Source organism: Pyramidobacter piscolens W5455, from assembly GCF_000177335.1.
In the GTDB taxonomy this organism is placed as follows: Bacteria; Synergistota; Synergistia; order Synergistales; family Dethiosulfovibrionaceae; genus Pyramidobacter; species Pyramidobacter piscolens.
Map to the genome: position 1 here is coordinate 75,540 of NZ_ADFP01000051.1, position 20,162 is coordinate 95,701.

The 20,162-nt window shown below is 59.2% G+C and carries 17 protein-coding genes; 8 read left to right on the top strand and 9 right to left on the bottom strand.

Translation table 11 applies throughout. The features are described 5' to 3' along the window. Positions 1-225: 225 nt before the first annotated feature. The gene (locus HMPREF7215_RS04720; protein ID WP_040550469.1) at positions 226-1,569 is read right to left on the bottom strand and encodes an ATP-binding protein; all 1,344 of its coding nucleotides are present in this window, start codon (positions 1,567-1,569) and stop codon (positions 226-228) included. Positions 1,570-1,715: 146 nt separating this feature from the next. On the opposite strand from HMPREF7215_RS04720, the gene HMPREF7215_RS13905 reads away from it, so the two are divergent. After that, complete coding sequence (locus HMPREF7215_RS13905) at positions 1,716-1,955, top strand: NAD-dependent epimerase/dehydratase family protein (protein ID WP_040550471.1); 240 nt, start codon at positions 1,716-1,718, stop codon at positions 1,953-1,955. A 398-nt stretch (positions 1,956-2,353) separates the two neighbouring features. Here the strand turns inward: HMPREF7215_RS13905 and HMPREF7215_RS04730 are convergent, their stop codons facing one another. The 4 genes from HMPREF7215_RS04730 to HMPREF7215_RS04740 form a co-directional block, all read right to left on the bottom strand. Beyond that, positions 2,354-2,629 carry a type II toxin-antitoxin system YafQ family toxin gene (locus HMPREF7215_RS04730; RefSeq protein WP_009164532.1) on the bottom strand — a complete coding sequence of 92 codons (276 nt, stop codon included), beginning with the start codon at positions 2,627-2,629 and terminating at the stop codon, positions 2,354-2,356. Beyond that, the gene (locus tag HMPREF7215_RS04735; protein WP_040550473.1) at positions 2,622-2,888 is read right to left on the bottom strand and encodes a type II toxin-antitoxin system RelB/DinJ family antitoxin; all 267 of its coding nucleotides are present in this window, start codon (positions 2,886-2,888) and stop codon (positions 2,622-2,624) included. The genes HMPREF7215_RS04730 and HMPREF7215_RS04735 overlap by 8 nt, the downstream gene beginning before the upstream one ends. 485 nt (positions 2,889-3,373) lie before the next feature. Beyond that, entirely contained in the window at positions 3,374-3,619 is a 246-nt protein-coding gene (locus HMPREF7215_RS13135) for a hypothetical protein (protein ID WP_009164534.1), read from the bottom strand. Between the two features lie 718 nt (positions 3,620-4,337). Continuing rightward, positions 4,338-6,797: a U32 family peptidase gene (locus tag HMPREF7215_RS04740; RefSeq protein WP_009164537.1), complete on the bottom strand. Its 2,460-nt coding sequence runs from the start codon at positions 6,795-6,797 to the stop codon at positions 4,338-4,340. A gap of 234 nt (positions 6,798-7,031) precedes the next feature. Here HMPREF7215_RS04740 and HMPREF7215_RS04745 point away from each other — a divergent pair, with 234 nt between their 5' ends. The 7 genes from HMPREF7215_RS04745 to HMPREF7215_RS04775 all read left to right on the top strand — a co-directional run bounded on the left by HMPREF7215_RS04745 (position 7,032) and on the right by HMPREF7215_RS04775 (position 15,222). Further along, positions 7,032-7,991: a LysR family transcriptional regulator gene (locus HMPREF7215_RS04745; RefSeq protein ID WP_009164538.1), complete on the top strand. Its 960-nt coding sequence runs from the start codon at positions 7,032-7,034 to the stop codon at positions 7,989-7,991. 132 nt (positions 7,992-8,123) lie between these two features. Next, positions 8,124-9,335: a pyridoxal phosphate-dependent aminotransferase gene (locus HMPREF7215_RS04750; protein ID WP_009164540.1), complete on the top strand. Its 1,212-nt coding sequence runs from the start codon at positions 8,124-8,126 to the stop codon at positions 9,333-9,335. Between the two features lie 384 nt (positions 9,336-9,719). After that, on the top strand, positions 9,720-10,640 hold the full coding sequence (locus HMPREF7215_RS04755; protein WP_009164542.1) for an ABC transporter permease: 921 nt from the start codon (positions 9,720-9,722) through the stop codon (positions 10,638-10,640). Between the two features lie 13 nt (positions 10,641-10,653). Beyond that, the gene (locus HMPREF7215_RS04760; protein WP_009164543.1) at positions 10,654-11,613 is read left to right on the top strand and encodes an ABC transporter permease; all 960 of its coding nucleotides are present in this window, start codon (positions 10,654-10,656) and stop codon (positions 11,611-11,613) included. A 21-nt stretch (positions 11,614-11,634) separates the two neighbouring features. After that, positions 11,635-12,627, top strand: a complete 993-nt coding sequence (locus HMPREF7215_RS04765) for an ABC transporter ATP-binding protein (protein WP_009164544.1) — start codon at positions 11,635-11,637, stop codon at positions 12,625-12,627. After that, positions 12,624-13,580 (top strand): ABC transporter ATP-binding protein, encoded by a 957-nt coding sequence (locus HMPREF7215_RS04770; protein WP_009164545.1) that lies wholly within the window; start codon positions 12,624-12,626, stop codon positions 13,578-13,580. The genes HMPREF7215_RS04765 and HMPREF7215_RS04770 overlap by 4 nt, the downstream gene beginning before the upstream one ends. Positions 13,581-13,632: 52 nt before the next feature. Beyond that, positions 13,633-15,222 carry a peptide ABC transporter substrate-binding protein gene (locus tag HMPREF7215_RS04775; RefSeq protein WP_009164546.1) on the top strand — a complete coding sequence of 530 codons (1,590 nt, stop codon included), beginning with the start codon at positions 13,633-13,635 and terminating at the stop codon, positions 15,220-15,222. Positions 15,223-15,360: 138 nt separating this feature from the next. Here the strand turns inward: HMPREF7215_RS04775 and HMPREF7215_RS04780 are convergent, their stop codons facing one another. From HMPREF7215_RS04780 to HMPREF7215_RS04795, 4 genes are read right to left on the bottom strand one after another with little or no spacing between them, the layout of a single operon-like run. Next, positions 15,361-16,689 (bottom strand): MATE family efflux transporter, encoded by a 1,329-nt coding sequence (locus HMPREF7215_RS04780; protein ID WP_009164547.1) that lies wholly within the window; start codon positions 16,687-16,689, stop codon positions 15,361-15,363. Positions 16,690-16,708: 19 nt separating this feature from the next. After that, positions 16,709-18,307 carry an ABC transporter ATP-binding protein gene (locus tag HMPREF7215_RS04785; RefSeq protein WP_009164548.1) on the bottom strand — a complete coding sequence of 533 codons (1,599 nt, stop codon included), beginning with the start codon at positions 18,305-18,307 and terminating at the stop codon, positions 16,709-16,711. A gap of 2 nt (positions 18,308-18,309) precedes the next feature. Then, entirely contained in the window at positions 18,310-19,137 is an 828-nt protein-coding gene (locus HMPREF7215_RS04790; RefSeq protein WP_009164549.1) for an ABC transporter permease, read from the bottom strand. After that, a complete protein-coding gene (locus HMPREF7215_RS04795) occupies positions 19,134-20,135 on the bottom strand; it encodes an ABC transporter permease (RefSeq protein ID WP_009164550.1) in 1,002 nt (333 codons plus the stop codon). Before HMPREF7215_RS04795 ends, HMPREF7215_RS04790 begins: the two co-directional genes overlap by 4 nt. Positions 20,136-20,162 lie beyond the last annotated feature (27 nt).

Consider the following 20,162-nt stretch of genomic DNA (forward strand, 5'->3'; position numbering starts at 1 on the left):
GCTCGAGCTGATCGCGGCGGGGCACGGGGTGGTGATCGCCGACGATCCGGTAAACAGCTTGACTTTGGTGATCAAGCGGCTAAGTTACGCTGATGCTGATTTTCAATTAAAATACATAATCGATACTATTATTGACATTGGCGCTCTCTAACCTGCGGTCTTTAGATAATTCTATTCCGCCTGCAGGCATTGGACATCCACGATTTTCCATAGAGTTCATTACGCTTATGAACTCCGGCGCTGTTCCAATGCCAGTCCAATCAGCCGATCCGTTTGGTCTGCCATGAACAGCGGGATATTCAGCATATCGTCGTCCAGTTTCAGATTATCCAGAGAGAACCGCACACGGAGCTTCACCTGATCCGGGAACAGTTCCTTGAATTTCTTGAGGCTCTTGCCGGCCGTGTTGGCCTCGGATTTGACCTCCACAGGGAAAACGTCATTTTCTCTTTGAACGAGGAAATCCACCTCATAAGGAGGATTGTTCTGGCTCCAATACCGGGGAACAACTTCAAACTGGGTGACCAAGGTCTGAAGCACAAAGTTCTCGGTCAGTGCGCCTTTGAACTCGGTGAACAGGCGATTGCCTTCGCCAAAGGCCGTAGGAGCCAGCTGCGCAAGACGGCGAAGCAGCCCCACATCGACCAAATAAATCTTAAAGGCGGAGAGGTCGTCGTAAGCAGCCACAGGCAGGCCAGGGGCGGAACTGCGATAGACCTTGTGCACCAGACGGGCATCTACCAGCCATTGCAGGGCATCCTCGTATTCACGGGCTCTTGCGCCCTCTTTGACAACCTTGTAGATGAATTTCTTGTTTTCCCTTGCCAGCTGGGACGGTATGGACTTCCAGATCATGGAGATCTTCGGAAACTCATTGATATTAGGATGTTTGGCAAAGTCCCGTTCGTAAGCGCCGATGATCCAGGACAGGGCTTCCTGCATAGCGGATACATCTCGCGCTTCTGTCCACATCAGAACAGATTCCGGCATGCCGCCGGTCACGTAGTACATTTTGAGTTTTTCATAAAGAGGATTAAAGAAAGCGTCAGGAACTGGCTCAATAACGTTCACGCTCTCCAGGTACCTCGCTAAATTCTCGTCGCCGTTGGCGAGCAGGAACTCTGCAAAGGTCATGGGATCAATCTGCATAAAGTTGACCTTACCCACAGGGAACGATGAAGGTTTAGCCAAGGCGATCCCCAGCAGAGAACCGGCACAGGCAATGTGATACTGCGGCGCATTCTCGCAGAAATATTTCATGGAATTGATGACCTTGGGGCAGTCTTGTACCTCGTCAAAAATGATGAGGGTCTTTTCAGGCGTAATCTTCTGACCACTGGCCAGCATCAAATTTTGCAAGATACGATCAACGTCCTTTGTCGTTTCAAAGAACTGTTTGTATTCTTCGTTCTCGTCGAAATTGAAGTAAGCAGCGTTTTCATAGTATCGTGTGCCAAATTCCTTGAGAATCCATGTCTTCCCCACTTGGCGAACACCTTTTAGGACTAGGGGTTTACGATAAGGTGAACGCTTCCATTCCAGCAATCGTTTTAAAATTAATCGTTCCATATGCCGCACGCCTCACATTATTATTAGTGTTTACGTGTATTAATATCACATAATTATTGTATTCTGTTCAACGAAAAAAAGCAACAATCATCGCATAATTGTTTTAGTGTATAATTTTATAGCAGAGGCTAGAATTCGCGTGATGTGTGGCGGCTGACGATCTTTTACAGGAGGAAACGAACAGGAACGATCTCCTTACCGGCGGGGCCGGGTTTATCGGGTCGCATACGGCGGTCGAATTGATCGCGGCGGGGCACGGCGTGGTGATCGCCGACGATCTGAGCAACAGCTCGGCTTCGGTGATCGAACGGGTGAATGACGCCGAACGCGGAGAGGCGATAAAGCCGGCGACACGACAATATGAACAAGGCGCCACAACGTTTTAATAAGCGTTGTGGCGCCTTGTTTTTACCGTTTGATCTTTTGAACTCCACTGTCAGCGTTTCTTTATGGGGCAGCATTTCAGCCTTCATCGCAATTCCAGCGCAGAGCCAACGCGATTTTAACACATTTTCTGCGCTAGAATTGTTTTATCCAACGCAGAGCCGCGTTAAAAAACGTTAAGGAGCCGCTGATTATTTCCCTCCAAAAACGGAAACGGCCACTTGACTTCCAAGCGAAGAGCTTGATAGTCAAAGGGAGAGTTCATTCTTTAGGCGAACTATGCCCTCAAACTGCGGTTGGAAGGCAGCGTCTCCGGCAAACGGAGACAGTTATGCACCACAGCCAGAAAATTTTTCCCACCGACTCTCTCATTGGCGATTTAATCAGTGGTTCCTTGTGATTATCCGAACAGATCGCTGTGCGAACCGGTACGGCTGAGGACCAAGACCAAATCGTTATGGTCGATGGTGTAGACGAGCAGCCAGTCCGGCTCGATATGGCACTCGCGGAACCCCGACCAAGTGCCGCCCAAATCGTGGTCGCGGCACTCCTCGGGGAGCACCTGCTCTTTGGCGAGCATCTCGATGATGCTTTCCAGCCGCTGAACATCGTACCCCCGTTTGCGGATACGCTTGTAGTCGCGCTTGAAGGCCGACTGATATCTGAGGTTAAGCATCGAGATCGGCCATCAGGTCTTTCACGGACGAGAAGGTCTTGCTCAGGCCGCGGCGCGCGCGGGCGTCTTCCATGGCCGCACGCGTCGCGGCGTTGGGGCGGTCGCGCGCAATCACGAACGGGATCCGCCGCTCGTACACGACTTGGCGCGCGAAGATGTTAATGGCCACCGACGTATTCAGCCCGAAGTCGGCGAGCATTTCTTCGAAATCGGCTTTCAGATTTTCGTCCATTCTTACGGTGACGTTGGTTGTCGCCATGATCATCAGCTCCTTTTTGCCTCAAATTATAGTTCAATGAATGTGCGCTGTCAATACAATGCACTATTTCAATCTCGACTTCTTTGAAGGCGCATCTCAACGTGAGGGAACGAGCAAGCGTTGCGTCATCAAGCGGCTCATCCTGCGTTTGTGCCCCCTCAGTCAAGCACCGGCGGCGTCGCCCGCAGACGGCGGCGCGGTCTGCGCAGAGGTCTTGTTGATTCTGATCGCATAAACTTCCCCACAGCGTCCTGCAAACTATGTTAATGCTTTTTATCAAGAAACAATATGAACACGACCTACTTAAACATAGCAAATATCTATATCACAAACTAAAAGATCGTTACATGCCAAAAATAATCTAAACAACATATCTATCATAAGACTTCACAAGAAGATGTGAATTATCTCAAAGTGAACAACCGCGAAAATTTCCATCACTTATATATAGCAACAATAATATATCATCAACAAAAAAAAGCAGCTTATATACGCTGCTCTTTACAATCACATTCGGTCAGCTCAGACATCAATTTTTCTATTCTCATTGCATCTGGCTGCGTTGGTGTAAATTTTATTCCCCGGCGCAACAAAGAAATCACTTTATGCGCATTTTTTTGTAAGTCGGAGATAGTTTTAGGATTAGCAATTCTAACCACTTGTCCGCCTTTAATATAAAGATTTTCAATATAGTATTCTGCAACAGGAAACATATTTTGAAAAAGCAGCACTTGATTTTTCCAAATATTTTTACAACTTTGACGGTATCATTGGGTTTATGCTGTTTTTGCCTGTTTTGAATTATCCGCTCATATTTTTCAAGCTTAGAACCTACAAGGAACTAACCCAAACAGGCCAGTTTTATTATCATGAATGGCAAAATAATGTGGTCTTTTTGTATCTGCATAGTTGATTTTTCAGATAAGGGTCTTTAACCTTTGTGAAAAACTCATCAGAAACGAAACAAAAATCCCCCTCTGCAATTTTCATAAAACACTCCTATAATATTGGCCCCTTGCACTAATGCAAAGGGCCAACCTTTTTCATGACCTATTTATATTCCGCATGGTCAGAAGCGGGAAACTGTTTTATGGTCTATTTATCATTCGCATGACCAGCAGCGAACCACTTATGAGCTAAGATACACCCTCTTTTATTTCTTGATGTAATCATATACTCTCAAATATAATTGTCAATAGCAATAAGGAGGATTATCCTGGCTCCAATACCGGGGAACAACTTCAAACTGGGTGACCAAGGTCTGAAGCACAAAGTTTTCGGTCAGTGCGCCTTTGAATTCGGTAAACAGGCGATTCCCTTCGCCAAAAGCGGCTCGTGAGAGGTGCGCGGCTGACGGATTTTTCGCCGAGCCTATAGGCTCGGCCTGGAAGATGCCCCAGGGGGGCTTGCGCAAACCACCGGCACGGCCGGTGGTTATGATTTGCGTTTTCACATCGCGCCGCGGTTGTAGTGGCCGCGGGTGGTGTGGGGAAGGTTTTGCGGATCCTTGAGCGCGCCGGAAATGGCCTGGCGGTACAGAGCGGTCAGGCGGCGGATCTCGTCGGGGCGATAGGTTCGGGCGTCGATGCGCAGGCGGGCGACGCCGAATTCCCGCAGCCGCGGCACGAGGTCGAGGACGCAGAGATCTTGGGAGTTGAGCACGTGCATGCGGCCGAACTGGTCGCGGGCGAGGCGGAAGGCCGCGCGCGTGCGGTCGCGCAGATAAATCTCCCCGCGTTCCCTGCCGCCGAGGAAGCTGTCGCCGACGTCGTACTCCGACACCATCATTTCGATCGGCCCCTGCGCGAGGCATTCCAGCGGCAGCGGGCTGACGCCGGCCAAACGGCGGAGCTGGGTCAGGTTCAATTCGATCGACGGAGTGGCGCCGGCGGCTCCCTGTTCGTGCCAGAAGAGCAGACTCTGGCTGTTGTAAACATTCAGGCTCATATCGGCCCACAGGGGGATTTTCAGTTCCATTTCGCGCGCCAGCTGCCAGAGGCCGAGATTGTGAACGTTGAGTTGGTCGGCGCCGCTTTCCCGCGTCTGGCGGAGAAAGTCTTTAAAGAGGCGCAGCTGCGGTTCCGCGACGATGCGCGGCGTGCCGATCGCGGCGCGGCGGCCGGCGGCGTGAACCAGTTCGACCGCGGCGGCGCAGTCGGCAAAGCTCGCGTCGTGGCTGAAGTAACGGTCGCCGCCGAAGATCACCCAGTCGGCGCCGCCGTCGAGCGCCGCCCGCACGCCGTCGAGTCGGTCGGTCCACACGGAAAGCCGTGTTTTTCCCGCGGGGCGCGCGGCGGCCAATTTTTTCAGATCGGCGTTTTCGCGTTCGAGCAGCGCCAGCGCCGCCGTTTTCTCCACGGGGCGGCGCGGCGGCAGAAAATCGTCGAGCCGCGCCCGGTCCAGCGCTTCGCAGGCCTGACGGCGGGCTTCGTTGATCTCGCCGGCGGGAACCATCAGTTCGCCCTCGACCGCCAGTTCCAGTCCGTTCAGAACGTATTCCGTCGCGCCGAGGCGTTCGAGCTGACGGCGCAGCGACGTTTCGTCAAGCGGCCGCGCGCGGGCCGCCTCGGCGAGGAAGCTTGTGCGCCCCGTTCCCGTGTGCCCTTCGCCGTCGCTGAATTCGACTTCCAGCGGACGACCGACGGTCGCCGAAATTCTGACGTTCACGGGCACGCGCCGTTTGTTCTTTTCGCCGTAGAACGTGGCGGCGTATTCCATCAGCTTTTTGTCCAGCGTGCGGAACACGGGCGCGTTCCGACGCACGCCGGGGGGAACGTCGATCTCGGCCAGAGCGCCGGCCGGCGCGCATTCGACTTTGCGCCCGCCGACGGTCAGAGAAGCCACGGTCGTACCGGCGCCGCTTCCGCCCTTGCCCGCGAATTCGAGTCCGTCGCCGCAGCGCAGTTCCTTCTCCAGCCTGATTGCGGCGCGGCCGCGCCGCAGCGACTCGACGCGGCCGACGAACACGCCGCGGTTGTCGGGGCGGGAATCGCTGATCATCTTCCGTCCCGGTCGTCCCGTCAGGTACGCCGTCGTAAAGCCGCGGTTAAAAATCTGTTCGACGGCGGCGCGGTCGCGTTCCGGCACGCGGCAGTTCCCGGCCAGGCAGCCGTCGATGGCACGGCGGTACGCGTCGACGACCACGGCCACGTACTCGGGACGCTTCATGCGCCCTTCGATTTTGAAGGAGCAGACGCCCGCTTCGATCATCTGCGGCAGCACGTCGAGCGTGTTCAGGTCGCAGGGGCTGAGCAGATACGCGCCGGCGGAGCCGCCCAGCAGATTTCTGCCTTCGCGGTCAGTGAGCGCGTAGGGCATGCGGCAGGGCTGGGCGCAGCGCCCGCGGTTGCCGCTGCGGCCGCCGATCAGGCTGCTCATCAGACACTGGCCGGAGTAACAGACACACAGCGCGCCGTGGATGAAGGCTTCGATCTCAACGCCTTCAGCCGCGGCGGCCCGGAGGTCGGCGAGCGAAAGCTCGCGGGCCGGCACGGCGCGGACCATGCCGCAGTCCCCGGCGAAGCGCGCTCCGGCCGAATTGGTGATCGTCATCTGGGTGCTGGCGTGCCGCGGCAGTTCCGACGCGACGAGGCGGGCCAGACGCAAAACGCCGAGGTCCTGCACGATGATGGCGTCCACGCCGGCGTTGCTCAGAAAAGCCAGGTAATCCGCCAGCTCGCGCATCTCCCGATCGTCCGCGAGCGTGTTCACCGTCACAAACAGGCGCGCGCCGTGCAAATGCGCAAAACGCACGGCGCGGCTCAGCTCGTCGCGGTCGAAATTGTCGGCGTAAGCGCGCGCGCCGAAGGCCTTGCCGCCCAGATACACGGCGTCGGCCCCGGCGTTCACCGCCGCTTCAAGGGCTTCCCACGTTCCGGCGGGCGCCAGCAGTTCAAGGAATTTTTTCATGATCTCCTCGCAGAGTTCTCTTCACGACGTTCTCCGCGGGCGGCCGACGTTTTCCGCCCGCGCTTTGGCAGACAGCGGCGCCGCCCCGACGGGATGGCGCCGCTGTCTCTGTATTGTACTCCGTTTCACTGGAAAGTAAATTCACGTCGGCGGCGCGCGGAAATCTTTTTCGTCCGCGCCGGACGTTTCATGATAAACTGAGTCTGATCACGAAACGGGAAGGAGATTCGGAGAATGGAGCCGGTCGAGTTTCGGGAAATCGCCATGATCCTCGCCGTCGGCGAGGAGTTGAGCTTCACGCGCGCCGCGGAGAAAAACTATATCTCCCAGCCGGCGCTCAGCAAGATCGTGCGCAAGGTGGAAAAAAATCTCGGCGCCGCCATCTTCGACCGCGGCTCTTCGCCGCTCCGCATCACGCCCGAAGGACAGCGCTTCATCGAGTACTTCCGCCGCCTCGAACAGGTGCGGAACGAGCTCGAGAAATACTGCGAAAGCCTGCGCCGTCAAAAGAAGGCTGATCTCGTCATCGGCGCGCCGTCGTTCTTCTGCACCTATGTGCTGCCGCCGCTCGTGGCGTCGTTTCAGATGGAACATCCCGGTTTCTCCGCCAAGCTCATCGAGACCAACGACGCCGAGTTGCGCGAGCTGCTTCGCGCCGGCGTGCTCGACCTCGGCCTGACAGTCGAAGAAAACATGCCCGCCGATCTGCAATCCTTTGTCCTGAAAAACGAGTCCATCGTCCTTGCGGTGCCGCGCGCCAATCCGATCAACGCCCGGCTGCGGGATCTCGCCCTCGACGAGAGCGACCTCCGCGACGGTCTGGTCAACGAGGACGCTCCCTGCGTGTCGATCGGGGCCTTCGCCGGCGAGCGCTTTCTGCTCCTCAAGCCGGGCAACGACATCCGCGCCCGCGGGCTGAAAATCTGTCACGATGCCGGCTTCGAGCCGCAGATCGTGATGGAGCTGGACCAGCTGCTCACGGCTTACCGTCTGGCCGAGGCGGGGCTTGGCGTGGCGTTCATCCGCGCCTCCATCCCCTGCTGCGCCGGTTTTTCGCCGGATCTCTGCCTGTACCGCCTCGACCATCCCGACACGCAGCGACGGATCCGGGTGATCTTCAACGACCGGGCCCTCGCCAGCGAACGGCAGAAGAGTTTTGTCACCCATCTCAAAAGCTGCCCGGAAGCCCGGTGAACGCCAGGGCATTCCATTCCGAACACATTTCCATGCGCGACTGGCTATTGGATTTTTTCCGCCGCGCCGATTTAGAATAAGTCCATATCGATTCCTCATCCTGCACCATTACGACGAAAGGCGGCATTCCTCATGAATATCGTTGAAAAGTTTGCCATGCTCGGCATCGATAACGCGCCCGGCCAGGAAAGCCTGCAGAAGTCCGAACGGCTCGACCTGCGCGGCGAAAAGCTGGCAGGCCCGCGCGTCGATTTCTCTCACGGCGACGTCGACGCCCACCTGCCTACGCCCGGCAGCTTCGAGGTGTTCTCCCACGGTTTCTTCGAGGGCGGCGCTCAGGCTTACACGCCGTACCGCGGCCGCAAGACCGTGCTCGAACACGTGGCGGAAAAGCTTTCGGCCTTCAACGGCGCGAAGATCGACCCGGCGCAGAATCTGATCCTCACGCCCGGCACGCAGGGCGCCCTGTTCCTCGCCATGGGCGCGAACGTGATGCCCGGCGACAAAGTCGCCATCATCGAGCCCGACTACTTCGCCAACCGCAAGATGGTCGAGTTCTTCGGCGGCGAGCTGGTCCCCGTTCAGATGGATTACGCGAACGTTTCCGGCAAGGCCGGCCTCGACCTCGCCGCGCTGGAAAAGGCGTTTCGGGACGGCGCGAAGCTGTTCCTTTTCTCCAACCCCAACAATCCCGTGGGCTGCGTCTATTCTTGCGAGGAAATCCGCGCCATCGCCGCGCTGGCGAAAAAATACGGCGCCGCGCTGATCGTCGACGAGCTTTACAGCCGCCAGGTCTATCCGGGCGTAAAGTACACCCACCTGGCCGCTCAAAAGGAAGTCCCCGGCAACCTGATCACCATCATCGGCCCCTCCAAGACCGAGTCGCTCAGCGGCTTCCGCCTTGGCGCCGCGTTCGGCAGCGCCGACGTGATCGAACGCATGGAAAAGCTTCAGGCCATCATGGCCCTGCGCTGCCCCGGCTACAACCAGGCCGTGTTCTTCACGTGGTTCGACGAGCCGGCCGGCTGGATGGACGCCCGCGTCGCCGAACACCGGCGCATCCGCGACGACATCATGAAGGTTCTTGCCGCGGCGAAAGGCGTTTCCGCCCGGGCCACCGACGGCGGCAGCTATCTCTTCGTGACTATCCCCGAGCTCGACGTCCGCCTGCACGCTTTCATCCGCATCGTGCGCGAGCTGGCAGACGTGATCGTCACCCCCGGCACCGAGTTCGGCCCCCAGTTCCTGCACCAGTTCCGCATCAACTTCTCGCAGGACCACGACAAGGCCGTCGCCGCCATGGAGCGCCTGCTGGCCGTCATGGACCGCTACCGCAAAAACTAGGCCGCCGCAAAAAATTGAAATTCGTAGTCAATGAAAAGAAACTGAGCAAACAATAGCACAAAGAGGGACGGGAAACGCGCAGGTCGCGTTTCCCGTCCCTCTTTTCTCGTCGGCGGTATTTTTTTCGTTTCGCGATGAACCGTTTTGTCCGATGGTTTTCCAGTTTTTCCACGGGATCAAACGACAGATCGCGGCAATATGGATGATATTCAGGCATTATTTTCTTTATTGACCATGCAGAATGAACTTCTCAAGTCTCAAACTTCATGCTAAGATAAATTTATCTTTCAGATGTCTTTCTTATATAAATTCTGACAAAACATGTGGTTATTAAGAAATCGCGCGCAAGCAATTTTTCGAAACAATACAGGGGGGACCGGTCACATGTTGAAGTACGTGCTGCAGAGGATATCCACGAGTTTGCTGACGCTGTTCGTGATCATTACGCTGACGTTTTTTCTGATGCGGGCCATTCCGGGCGGCCCGTTCACCGACGAAAAGGTGATCCCGCCGGAAATCATGGAGAAGATCCTCGAACGCTACCACATGAACGATCCGCTCTGGAAGCAGTACGGACATTATCTGTGGAACGCGATCCACTTCGATTTCGGGCCGTCTTACCGCTACGAGGGCATGACGGTCAACCAGCTGATCTCCGGTTCGTTCCCCGCCTCCGCTCTGGTCGGTTCGCTGGCGATTTTGCTGTCGCTGGCGGTCGGCATTCCCGCGGGCATCATCTCGGCGCTGCGGCGAGGGCGATGGCAGGACAAGACGGCCATGGTGCTGGCCACGCTGGGGATCACGATACCGAATTACGTGATCGCGACGCTGATGGTTTACCTCTTCGCCTACCGCTGGGGGATCGTCACGGTCGGCTTCTGGGAAGGGCTGCCGACGTCGATCCTGCCGGCAATCACGCTGGCGGGCTATCCGGCGGCGTTCATCTCGCGCCTGACGCGCTCCAGCATGCTCGAAGTGATCCAGCAGGATTACATCCGCACGGCCTACTCCAAGGGACTGCGCGAACGCACGGTCGTGTATATCCACGCGCTGCGCAACGCGATCATCCCCGTCGTCACCTATCTGGGGCCGCTCATCGCGGGCATCCTCACGGGCAGCTTCGTCGTCGAGCAGGTGTTCGGCATTCCCGGCCTGGGCCTGTTCTTCGTGACGAGCATCCAGAACCGCGACTACACGACGATCATGGGCGTGACGATTTTCTTCAGCGCGCTGCTGGTGTTCATGAATCTGCTCGTCGACATCTGCCTCGGCTTCATCGATCCGCGCATCAAGCTGGCCAAATAGGGGGGAAGGCACGATGACTGAAAAAATTTCCGCGGAAGCGCGACCGGTCCGCCTGCCCGATCTGAACGACGCGTCGCTGTTCGAGTTCGTCGGCGCGGAGGAGAAAAACAAGGCGGAGTTCATCCGCCCCAGCCAGACGTACTGGCAGGACGCCTGGCAGCGCCTCAAACGCGACAAGCTGGCGATGTTCGGACTGTTCCTGATCGTCGGCATCTTTCTGATGGCGATCTTCGGGCCGTTGCTTTCGCCCTACGCCTACGACGAACAGGATTTTCTCATCTCCAACGAGTTCCCCTCGTGGGCGCATCCGTTCGGCACCGACATGTTCGGACGCGACATGTTCGTGCGCGTCATGTACGGCGCGCGCATCTCCCTGGCCGTCGGCCTGATGGCCAGCCTCATCAACCTGACGATCGGCGTGATCTACGGCAGCATCTCCGGTTTCGTGGGCGGCCGTACCGACGACGTGATGATGCGCATCGTCGACACGATCCGCAGCGTGCCGACGATGATCTACGTCATTCTGCTGATGGTCGTGGTCGGGCCGGGGCTGAAAAGCATTTTCATCACGCTGGGCATCAACTACTGGACCAACATGGCGCGCATCGTCCGCGCCGAGATCATGCGCGTCAAAAACGAGGAGTTCGTGCTCGCGGCGCGCGTCATCGGCGCCTCGCCGGCGCGCATGCTGCTGCGGCACCTGATCCCCAACGCCATGGGGCCGATCCTCGTCACGCTGACGTTCTGCATCCCGCAGGCGATCTTCGCCGAGGCGTTCCTGAGCTTCGTCGGGCTGGGCGTCAGCGCGCCGATGGCCTCGTGGGGAGTGCTCAGCAGCGACGCGATGAACGCGCTAATGGTCTATCCTTATCAGCTGTTCTTCCCCGCCATGGCGATCTCGCTGACGATCCTCGCGTTCAACTTCTTCGGCGACGGCCTGCGGGACGCGCTCGACCCGCGGCTGCGCAAGTAGGCAAAGAGAGGGGGGATTTCCATGTCGGAAAACATTCTCACGATCAGCGACCTGCACACCTCTTTCTTTACGCCGGTCGGCGAGGTCAAGGCCGTCGGCGGCGTCTCGCTGAAGCTCGCCAAGGGGGAAGTATTGGGCATCGTCGGCGAATCGGGCAGCGGCAAGTCCGTGACGATGCTGTCGATGCTGCATCTGCTCGGCCCGTCGGGCAAGGTCGTCGCCGGTTCGGTCAATTTCGAGGGGCAGGAATTGACGACGATGAACTACAAACAGATGTCGGACATCCGCGCCAACAAAATCTCGATGATTTTCCAGGATCCGATGACCAGCCTCAATCCCGTGCTGTCCATCTCGTACCAGCTGTGCGAGCCGCTGATCCGCCACAAGCACATGAATCGGCCCGAGGCGAAAAAGCGCGTGATCGAGCTGCTCCACGACGTCGGCATCGAGCCGGCCGAAGAACGTATCGGCCAGTATCCGCACCAGTTCTCCGGCGGGCAGCGCCAGCGCCTGATGATCGCCATGGCGCTGGCCTGCAATCCCGACCTGCTCATCGCCGACGAACCGACGACGGCGCTCGACGTGACCGTGCAGGCGCAGATCCTCGAGCTGATGAAGGATCTGCAGAAGAAATGGAACACGGCCATCATCCTCATCACGCACGATCTCGGCGTCATCGCCGGCATGGCCGACCGCGTCGCCGTCATGTACAGCGGGCACATCGTCGAGGAGGGGACGCGGCGCCATATTTTCTACCACCCGGCGCATCCGTACACACAGGGGCTGCTCAAGTCGGTGCCCAATCCCGACAACCTCACCAAGGAACGGCTGGTCCCCATCAAAGGGCAGCCGCCCGATCTGCTCAACCCGCCCAAGGGCTGTCCCTACGCGCTGCGCTGTCCCAAGGCGATGCGCGTCTGCCTGCAGTACCCGCCCGAAACGCAGTTCGTCGAGGAAGGCCATTCAGCCGCGTGCTGGCTTCAGCACGCGCCCCACGGAGGTGACGCGCGATGACCGGCGGTCAGGAAATCCTTCTCGAAGTCACGGATCTGGTCAAACACTTCAACGTGCCCAGGGGCGTTGTGCGCTCCGTCGACGGCGTTTCGTTCAGCATCCGCCGCGGCGAGACGCTCGGCCTGGTCGGCGAGTCCGGCTGCGGCAAGACGACCGCCGGGCGCACGATCATCCGCCTGTACGACGTCACCTCGGGCAGCGTGAAGTGGAAGGGGCACGAGCTGGCGAGCCTTTCGCAGAAAGAAATGATCCCCTACCGCAAAGAGCTGCAGATGATCTTTCAGGATCCGTACGCTTCGCTCAATCCGCGCATGACCGTCGGCGACATCGTGATCGAGCCGATGGTGATCCACGGCGTGCCGCGCGACGAACGCATCGACCGCATGCGCCGCCTGCTTTCCATCGTCGGGCTCAACAGCGAGCACGCCAACCGCTACCCGCACGAGTTCTCGGGCGGGCAGCGTCAGCGCATCGGCATCGCCCGCGCGCTGGCCGTCGAACCGGAATGCATCATCTGCGACGAGCCGATCTCGGCGCTGAACGTGTCCATCCAGGCGCAGATCGTCAACACGCTCGAAGATTTGCAGCGCGATCTGGGGCTGACGTATTTGTTCATCGCCCACGATCTGTCGATGGTCAAGCACATCAGCGACCGCGTCGCCGTCATGTACCTCGGCAACATCGTCGAAGTGGCGGAGAGCAACGAGCTTTATACCAATCCGCTCCATCCCTACACGCAGTCGCTGCTGTCGGCCATTCCCGTCCCCGATCCCGACAAATCCGACGCGAGAAAGCGCATCCAGCTTGTCGGCGAAGTGCCCAGCCCGATCGATCCGCCTTCGGGCTGCAAGTTCCACACCCGCTGCCCGTGGGCGTTCGACCGCTGCGGCGCCGAAGCCCCGCGGCTCGCCGGCGGCGAGCACCAGTGCGCCTGCTGGCTGGTTAACGATTAGGTTTTACCGCGCATCTTTCGTGCGCGTCATTATACGTAAGGAGGATTCAGTCATGAGAAAACGCAGTTGGATTTTGGCGGCAGCCGCGGCGCTTGCCTTGTGCGCGAGCGCGTGCGCGGCGGAAAAGGTCTTCGTTTACAACCTCGGCGTCGAGCCGAGAACGATCGATCCGGCGCTGAACAACGCCACCGACGGCTCCACCGTCATCTACAACCTCTTCGAAGGTCTGGTGCGCGTGTCCCTTGAGGACAAGCCCGAACCGGGGCTGGCCAAGAGCTGGGACGTCTCCGAAGACGGCCTGACCTGGACGTTCCACCTCCGCGACGGCCTCAAATGGCACGACGGCACGCCGCTGACGGCCGAACACTTCCGCTACGGACTGCTGCGCGTCGTCGATCCCAACGTCGCTTCGCCCTACGCCTTCCTCGGCTTCCCCATCGTCAACGCCGAAAACTTTTACAACGGCAAGTGCAAGGCCGAGGACGTCGGCATCAAGGTCATAGACAACACCACCCTCGAACTGAAGCTCGCCTACCAGAACCCGCTGATGCTCGACCACCTGTCCTACCACATCTTCTTCCCCGCCAAGCCCGAAGTCGTCGAAGCCCATCCCCGCGATTGGACGACCTCGCCCGACACGATCCTCTGCAACGGCCCCTTCTATCTCACCGAGTGGAAGCACAACGCCGAAATGACGCTCGTCAAGAATCCCCACTACTGGGACGCCGAGAACGTCAAGATCGACAAGGTGCGCGTCGTCATGATCACCGACCCCAACACCGCGCTCGCGGCGTTCAAGGGCGGCAAGATCGACTTCACCAAGCGGCTGCCTTCCATGCAGATCCCCGTGCTGCTCAAGAGCGGCCAGGCCAAGACCGTCAACACGCTCGGCGTCAGTTTCAGCGTCTTCAACGTCACGCAGCCTCCGTTCGACAACCCGCTCGTGCGCAGAGCTTTCGCGCTGGCCGTCGACCGCCAGGGCATCGTCGACAAGGTGACCATGGCCGGCCAGGCTCCGGCCAACGCCTACATCCCCTACGGCCTGCCCGGGCCGGAAGACGGCAAGGATTTCCGTTCCGCCGGCAAATCCTACTTCAGCAACCGTGCCCAGCCCGAAGAAGCGCGCAAATTGTTGGCCGAGGCCGGCTATCCCGACGGCAAGGGCTTCCCCAAGGTGACCTACAAGTACAACACCAACGAGGGCAACAAGAACATCGCCGAAGCCCTGCAGGCCATGTGGAAGAGGAACCTCGGCATCGAAGTCGAGCTGTACAACGAGGAATGGAAAGTCTTCATCAACACCCGCTTCCAGAAGAACTACCAGATCGCTCGCCACGCTTACCTCGTCGACTTCTTCGATCCCGCCAGCCTGATGGACATTCTCGTTTCCGATTCGCCCGAGAACGTCACCGGCTACAACAACCCCGAATACGACAAGCTCGTCGTGGCGGCCCGGAGCGAAATGGACCACGCCAAGCGCATCGGCTATCTGCTCAAGGCCGAGGACATCCTCATGCAGGATCTGCCCGCGCTGCCCATCAACTACTACTCCACTCCCTACATGGTCAGCGAGCGCGTCAAGGGCATGTACATCTCGCCGCGCAACTGGGACTTCTTCCGCGGCGTCGAGATCGCCGAGTAAAGAGTTTTAAAGACAAAAAGGAGCGGGGCCTGAGCCCCGCTCCTTTTTGTCTTTGTCGCTTCACCACAGCGCTTGCCCTGTGAAACGATCGTCAATATGATCCTGTCGTCTCTTCCGCGGGACTCATCAAACGTTTTCTCACGAAAATCCGATAATAGACCGCGAAGGAAACACGGCCGTCAGCGCCCACGACACGGGATAACTCGCGACGATCGTAAGCAGTTCGCGGTTCCGGGGAACGACGAACAGGATCCAGAGCACGCGCGAAGCGCAGGTCGCGGCGAGAGTGAGCAGCATCGGGCGCAACGTCTCCCCCGCGCCGCGGATGGCCGCGGAACGCACTTCGCCGAATACGTAGACAAAATAAAGCGGCGACAAAAAGCGCATCAGCTCCGCCATGATCGGGATCACGTCGTGGTCGGACGGATTGACGAACAGCCTGCCCAGCGGCTCGTTCCAGAGATACAGCGCCGCGCTCAGCGCCGCGACGAGACTGATCGTCATTCCCAGCCCGACGAGGACGCCGCGGCGGACCCTTGCGAACTGCCCCGCGCCGTAATTCTGCGCGACAAAAGTCGATATCGCCGCCGCCAGAGAGTCCGCCGCCAGCCAGATCACGAAATCCAGCTTCCCGCACAGCGCCCAGGCGGCGATGTTGTTCGTCCCGGTCCCATTGGCAGCGCCCTGGATCATCATGTTGGCGACGGGATAAAGCGACGCCTGCAGCCCCACGGGAAGCCCCAGACAAACGATGGACCTCAGCGCCGGGCGATGGAAACGCGCCTGTCGAACGGAAAACCGTCCGACGCCGTTTTTTTCGTTCAGGGCGTTCAGCACCAGCAGCGCGCTGACCATCTGCGCCGCGGCGGTAGCCAGCGCCGCGCCCGAAACGCCCCAACGAAACAGCCCGACGAAGATCAGATCCAGAACGACGTTGACGCCGCCAGAGACGACAAGGACGCAAAAAGGCGTTTGAGAGTTGCCGACCGCCCGCAGGATCCCGGCCCCGATATTGTAGAGCATGGAAAAAACGAATCCCGCATAGTAAATGCGCACGTACGACAGCGTCAACGGAAAGATGTCCTCGGGAACGTCCAGCCACCGCAGGCAGGCGGGCGCCGTCGCTGCGCCGATCACGGACAGGAGCGCTCCGCCGGCGAGGCCGAAGGCGACGACCGTATGGACGGCGTCGAGAAGCTCCCGTTTTTTCCCGGCGCCGAAAAACTGCGAGATGATGATGGCCGCCCCGCCGGACAATCCCACGAAAAAATTGATCGGCAGCTTCAGCAGACTGTAAACGGAATCCACGGCCTCCAGACCGTTTTTCCCGACGAACTGCCCGACGATCACCGCATCCGCGGTCGTGTAAAACTGCTGAAAGAAATTTCCGGCCAAGATCGGCAGAAAGAAGACCAGCAAATTTTTCCATATGACGCCCCGAGTCATGTCAAGGTTTTTATCGCGCACCGCGCTCCTCCCCTTCGCCTTACGGACGCGCACGAACGTGCGACTCGCCGTCCGCAAAACTTCTTGCCAACGTTCGCTTCCCGATCGGTTCGAGACGTTCCGCCGGCACAATCTCCGCAAATCTCCCGTCTTTCATGATCGCCGCCCGCTGGCAGAAATGCCGAATGATCCTCATGTCGTGAGAGATCATGACAACGGCGAAACCGAACGCCCGCTGCAGCTCGTAAAGCAGGCCGAGTATCTGCTTCTGCAGGATCACGTCCAGCGCGGAAACCGCTTCGTCGCACAAAAGGATATCCGGCTCGACGACCAGCGCCCGCGCCAACGCGACGCGCTGACACTGGCCGGTGCTGAGTTGGGGCGCGCGCCGCATCTGCGCCTGCGGATCGATGCCCACCCGTTCCAGATAGTAACGGGCTTTCTCGTCTCGCTCCCGTTCCGTCCCCACGGCAAGATACTTCAGCGGTTCCTGCACGAGCTGAAGAGCGCTGCGCGACGGATTCAGGCTCGCCCGCGCGTCCTGGAACACCATCTGCATCTTGCCGCACACCCATCTTCTGCGCTTCCCGCGCAGATCCGTGATGTCGCGCCCGCAGCAGACGACCGAACCGCCGTCGACGCTTTCCAACCCTGCGACGCATCTGGCCAATGTGGATTTTCCGCAGCCGCTGCGACCCAGGATGCCGACGGATTCTCCCCTGTACAGGTCGAAACTCGCCTCCTTGAGCACGTCGATTCTATTTCCGTTCTTGCCGAAGGACTTGCAGATGTTCCTTACCCGCAGCAGCGGCGGCTCCCCCGCCCGGTCTTTCGGCGGACGTCCTCTTTCCGGCAGCGCTCTTGCTTCTATGAGCGACTGCGTATAGCTCTCCCGTGGACGAAGCAGGACTTCTTCCGTCGCCCCTTCCTCGACGACGGTCCCGTCCCGCAGGATGATCACGCGGTCGCTCGCTTCACGAGCTACGGCGATGTCGTGAGTGATCAGCAGAATCGAAAGGGACAGCCGCTTTTGCACCTGTTTCAGCAGCGCGAGAACCTCGCGCTGGCTGTCGGGGTCGAGCGCCGACGTCGGTTCGTCCGCGATCAGGATCTCCGGTTCGAGGCAGAGAATGAGCGCGATATAGACTCTCTGGCACATCCCGCCGCTGAGTTCGAACGGATACGCGTCCAGAACGCGCTCGGGATCTTCGAACTTCAGAAGCGACAGCAGTTCCCGGCTCTTCCGCTCGAACGACTCCTCCGAACCGGCTTTGTGAAAGCGCAGCGTCTCGAGAAAATGGGCGCGGACCCTCTCGACGGGGTTGAGCGCCAGCCGAGCGTCCTGATAGATCATGGCGATCCTCTTTCCGCGCAGCGGCCGCCAGTCGAAACGCGGCGAAGCCAAGTCCAGAGGCGGCTCGTCTCCCATCCGCAGCGCGCCGCTCTCGATCCGGGCCGAGGGAGGCAGCATCCCCAGAAGCGCTTTTCCGCAGGTTGTTTTGCCCGATCCGCTTTCCCCCAGCAAAGCCAGCGTTTCTCCTTTTCGCAGGGAGAAGGAAAGCCGTCTCAGCACCTGAAGCCGTCCTTTTCCCCGACCGTACGCCACGCCCAGATTTTCTACCGATACGGCGCGTTCCATGTCTAAAGCCGCACCCCCTCGTAAGGATCCATGACGTCGCGCAGGCCCTCGCCGATAAAGTTCAGCGCCAGCACCGTAACGACGACGAAAAGGGCGGGGCCGAACAGCAGGTGGGGATGTTGGAAAAAATGGGCCCGGGCGTCCGAAAGCATGCTGCCCCACTCGGGCAGAGGCGGCTGCGCGCCCAGCCCCAGAAAGGAAAGAGCGGAAATCGAAAGGATCAGCGTTCCCAGCTCAAAGGTCGCCAGAACCGCGACGGAGCCGATCGTTTTGGGCAAAAGCTCGCAGAAAACGATCCTCGGTTCGGACGCTCCCAGCACTCTGGCGGCCAGCACGCTGGGATCGTTCTTTATCTGCAGGACGACGCTCCGCGAAATTCTGGCAAACGGCACCCACCAGACGGCGACCACCGCAACCAGAAGCTGCGTCAGGCCGGGGCCCCACAGCGCGGCGACGACCATGGCGAAGACCATGAACGGAAACGCCATGAGCACGTCTATGATCCGCATCAGAATCGTATCGAACGCCGTTTGGCTGTGCAGCCCCGCCAGGATCCCCAGCTGAACGCCGATCACCAGCCCCATGCCGAGCGCCGCGAAGGAAGAGACCAGCGTCACCCGCCCGCCGTAAAGCGTACGGGCAAGGATATCCCGGCCGAAACGATCCGTGCCGAACGGATGGCGCGCGCTGAAACTCTCCAGGCGCCGCGCGCTGTCCGCCGCATCCGGAGCGCAACCGGCCAGCAGCGGCGCGCCGACGACCGATACGGCGACGAGGCACAGCAGCGCCGCTCCCACAAATATTTTCGCGGAACGTTTTTCCTTTTTCATACATCGTTCCTCCGCTTTCCGGACAGGCCGGCTTCGCGCCCGCTCTTCCGCACGCGAGGATCGGCCACGATATAGGCGACCTCCACAAGGAGGTTGATCATGACGACCGCCGCGACCGTCAAAACGGTATACCCCTGCACCGCGGGATAATCATGAAGTAAAACGCTGTTCATGGCGTAGTTCCCCAACCCCGGCCAGTTGAAGATGCTCTCGATGACGACGGAACCGCCGATCAGATGGGCAAAAGACAGCGCAAGCGTTGTAATAACGGGAAGCAGCGCGTTCAAAAACGTCCCGCGCAGAATAAGGCTCCGCGGCAATCCGCGGGACTGCGACGCCGCGACATAAAGCTTGCCGAGCTCGGCAAGCATGACGGCGCGCACCATGCGCACGACCGGCGGCGCGCCGGCCAGTCCCAGCGCGAGCGCCGGCAGCCACAGCCGGGATAATCCCGCGTAACTGCTTATTCCGTACCAGCGCAGCCGGATCGAAAAAACAAAAAGCAAAACCAGCGAGAAAACAAAAGCCGGCAAAGAAGCCATCACGACGCACATCATACGGACCAGCCCATCCTGGAATCGGCCGGCCTTGATTGCGGAATAAAGCCCCAGCGACAATCCAAGCGCCGATTCAACCAACAAGGCGGCGGACGACAACAGCAGCGTCGCCGGGATCAAGCCGAGCAGTTCCCGCAGCACGGGGCGTCCCGTCCGCATGGAACGCCCCAGATCGAGGGCGGCCAGCCTTTTCAGCCAGCGAAGATACTGAACGGGGACGCTGTCGTTCAGCCCGTGCAGTTCCCTCAGTTCGGCCTTTCGTTCTTCGAGCATCTCCGTATTGACGCCAAGATCGTTGGACACCAGCCCCAGCGCCATATCGACCGGATCGCCGGGAGCAAAGCGCACCAGCGCGAACACGATCATGGAAGCAATCATGGAAGCAAGCAGCAGCGTAACAAGCGCGCCGCCGATCCGGCGCAAGACCAAATCTCCGCGCATGAAAGCTCCTCCTCAAACGGACGACAA

Bases quoted from the DNA above. Each gene is read 5' to 3' on its own strand.
- HMPREF7215_RS04735 (WP_040550473.1), bottom strand. From the start codon at position 2,888: ATGGCGACAACCAACGTCACCGTAAGAATGGACGAAAATCTGAAAGCC.
- HMPREF7215_RS04755 (WP_009164542.1), top strand. From the start codon at position 9,720: ATGTTGAAGTACGTGCTGCAGAGGATATCCACGAGTTTGCTGACGCTG.
- HMPREF7215_RS04720 (WP_040550469.1), bottom strand. From the start codon at position 1,569: ATGGAACGATTAATTTTAAAACGATTGCTGGAATGGAAGCGTTCACCT.
- HMPREF7215_RS04765 (WP_009164544.1), top strand. From the start codon at position 11,635: ATGTCGGAAAACATTCTCACGATCAGCGACCTGCACACCTCTTTCTTT.
- HMPREF7215_RS04745 (WP_009164538.1), top strand. From the start codon at position 7,032: ATGGAGCCGGTCGAGTTTCGGGAAATCGCCATGATCCTCGCCGTCGGC.
- HMPREF7215_RS04775 (WP_009164546.1), top strand. From the start codon at position 13,633: ATGAGAAAACGCAGTTGGATTTTGGCGGCAGCCGCGGCGCTTGCCTTG.
- HMPREF7215_RS04790 (WP_009164549.1), bottom strand. From the start codon at position 19,137: ATGAAAAAGGAAAAACGTTCCGCGAAAATATTTGTGGGAGCGGCGCTG.
- HMPREF7215_RS04740 (WP_009164537.1), bottom strand. From the start codon at position 6,797: ATGAAAAAATTCCTTGAACTGCTGGCGCCCGCCGGAACGTGGGAAGCC.
- HMPREF7215_RS04795 (WP_009164550.1), bottom strand. From the start codon at position 20,135: ATGCGCGGAGATTTGGTCTTGCGCCGGATCGGCGGCGCGCTTGTTACG.
- HMPREF7215_RS04750 (WP_009164540.1), top strand. From the start codon at position 8,124: ATGAATATCGTTGAAAAGTTTGCCATGCTCGGCATCGATAACGCGCCC.
- HMPREF7215_RS04730 (WP_009164532.1), bottom strand. From the start codon at position 2,629: ATGCTTAACCTCAGATATCAGTCGGCCTTCAAGCGCGACTACAAGCGT.
- HMPREF7215_RS04760 (WP_009164543.1), top strand. From the start codon at position 10,654: ATGACTGAAAAAATTTCCGCGGAAGCGCGACCGGTCCGCCTGCCCGAT.
- HMPREF7215_RS04770 (WP_009164545.1), top strand. From the start codon at position 12,624: ATGACCGGCGGTCAGGAAATCCTTCTCGAAGTCACGGATCTGGTCAAA.
- HMPREF7215_RS04785 (WP_009164548.1), bottom strand. From the start codon at position 18,307: ATGGAACGCGCCGTATCGGTAGAAAATCTGGGCGTGGCGTACGGTCGG.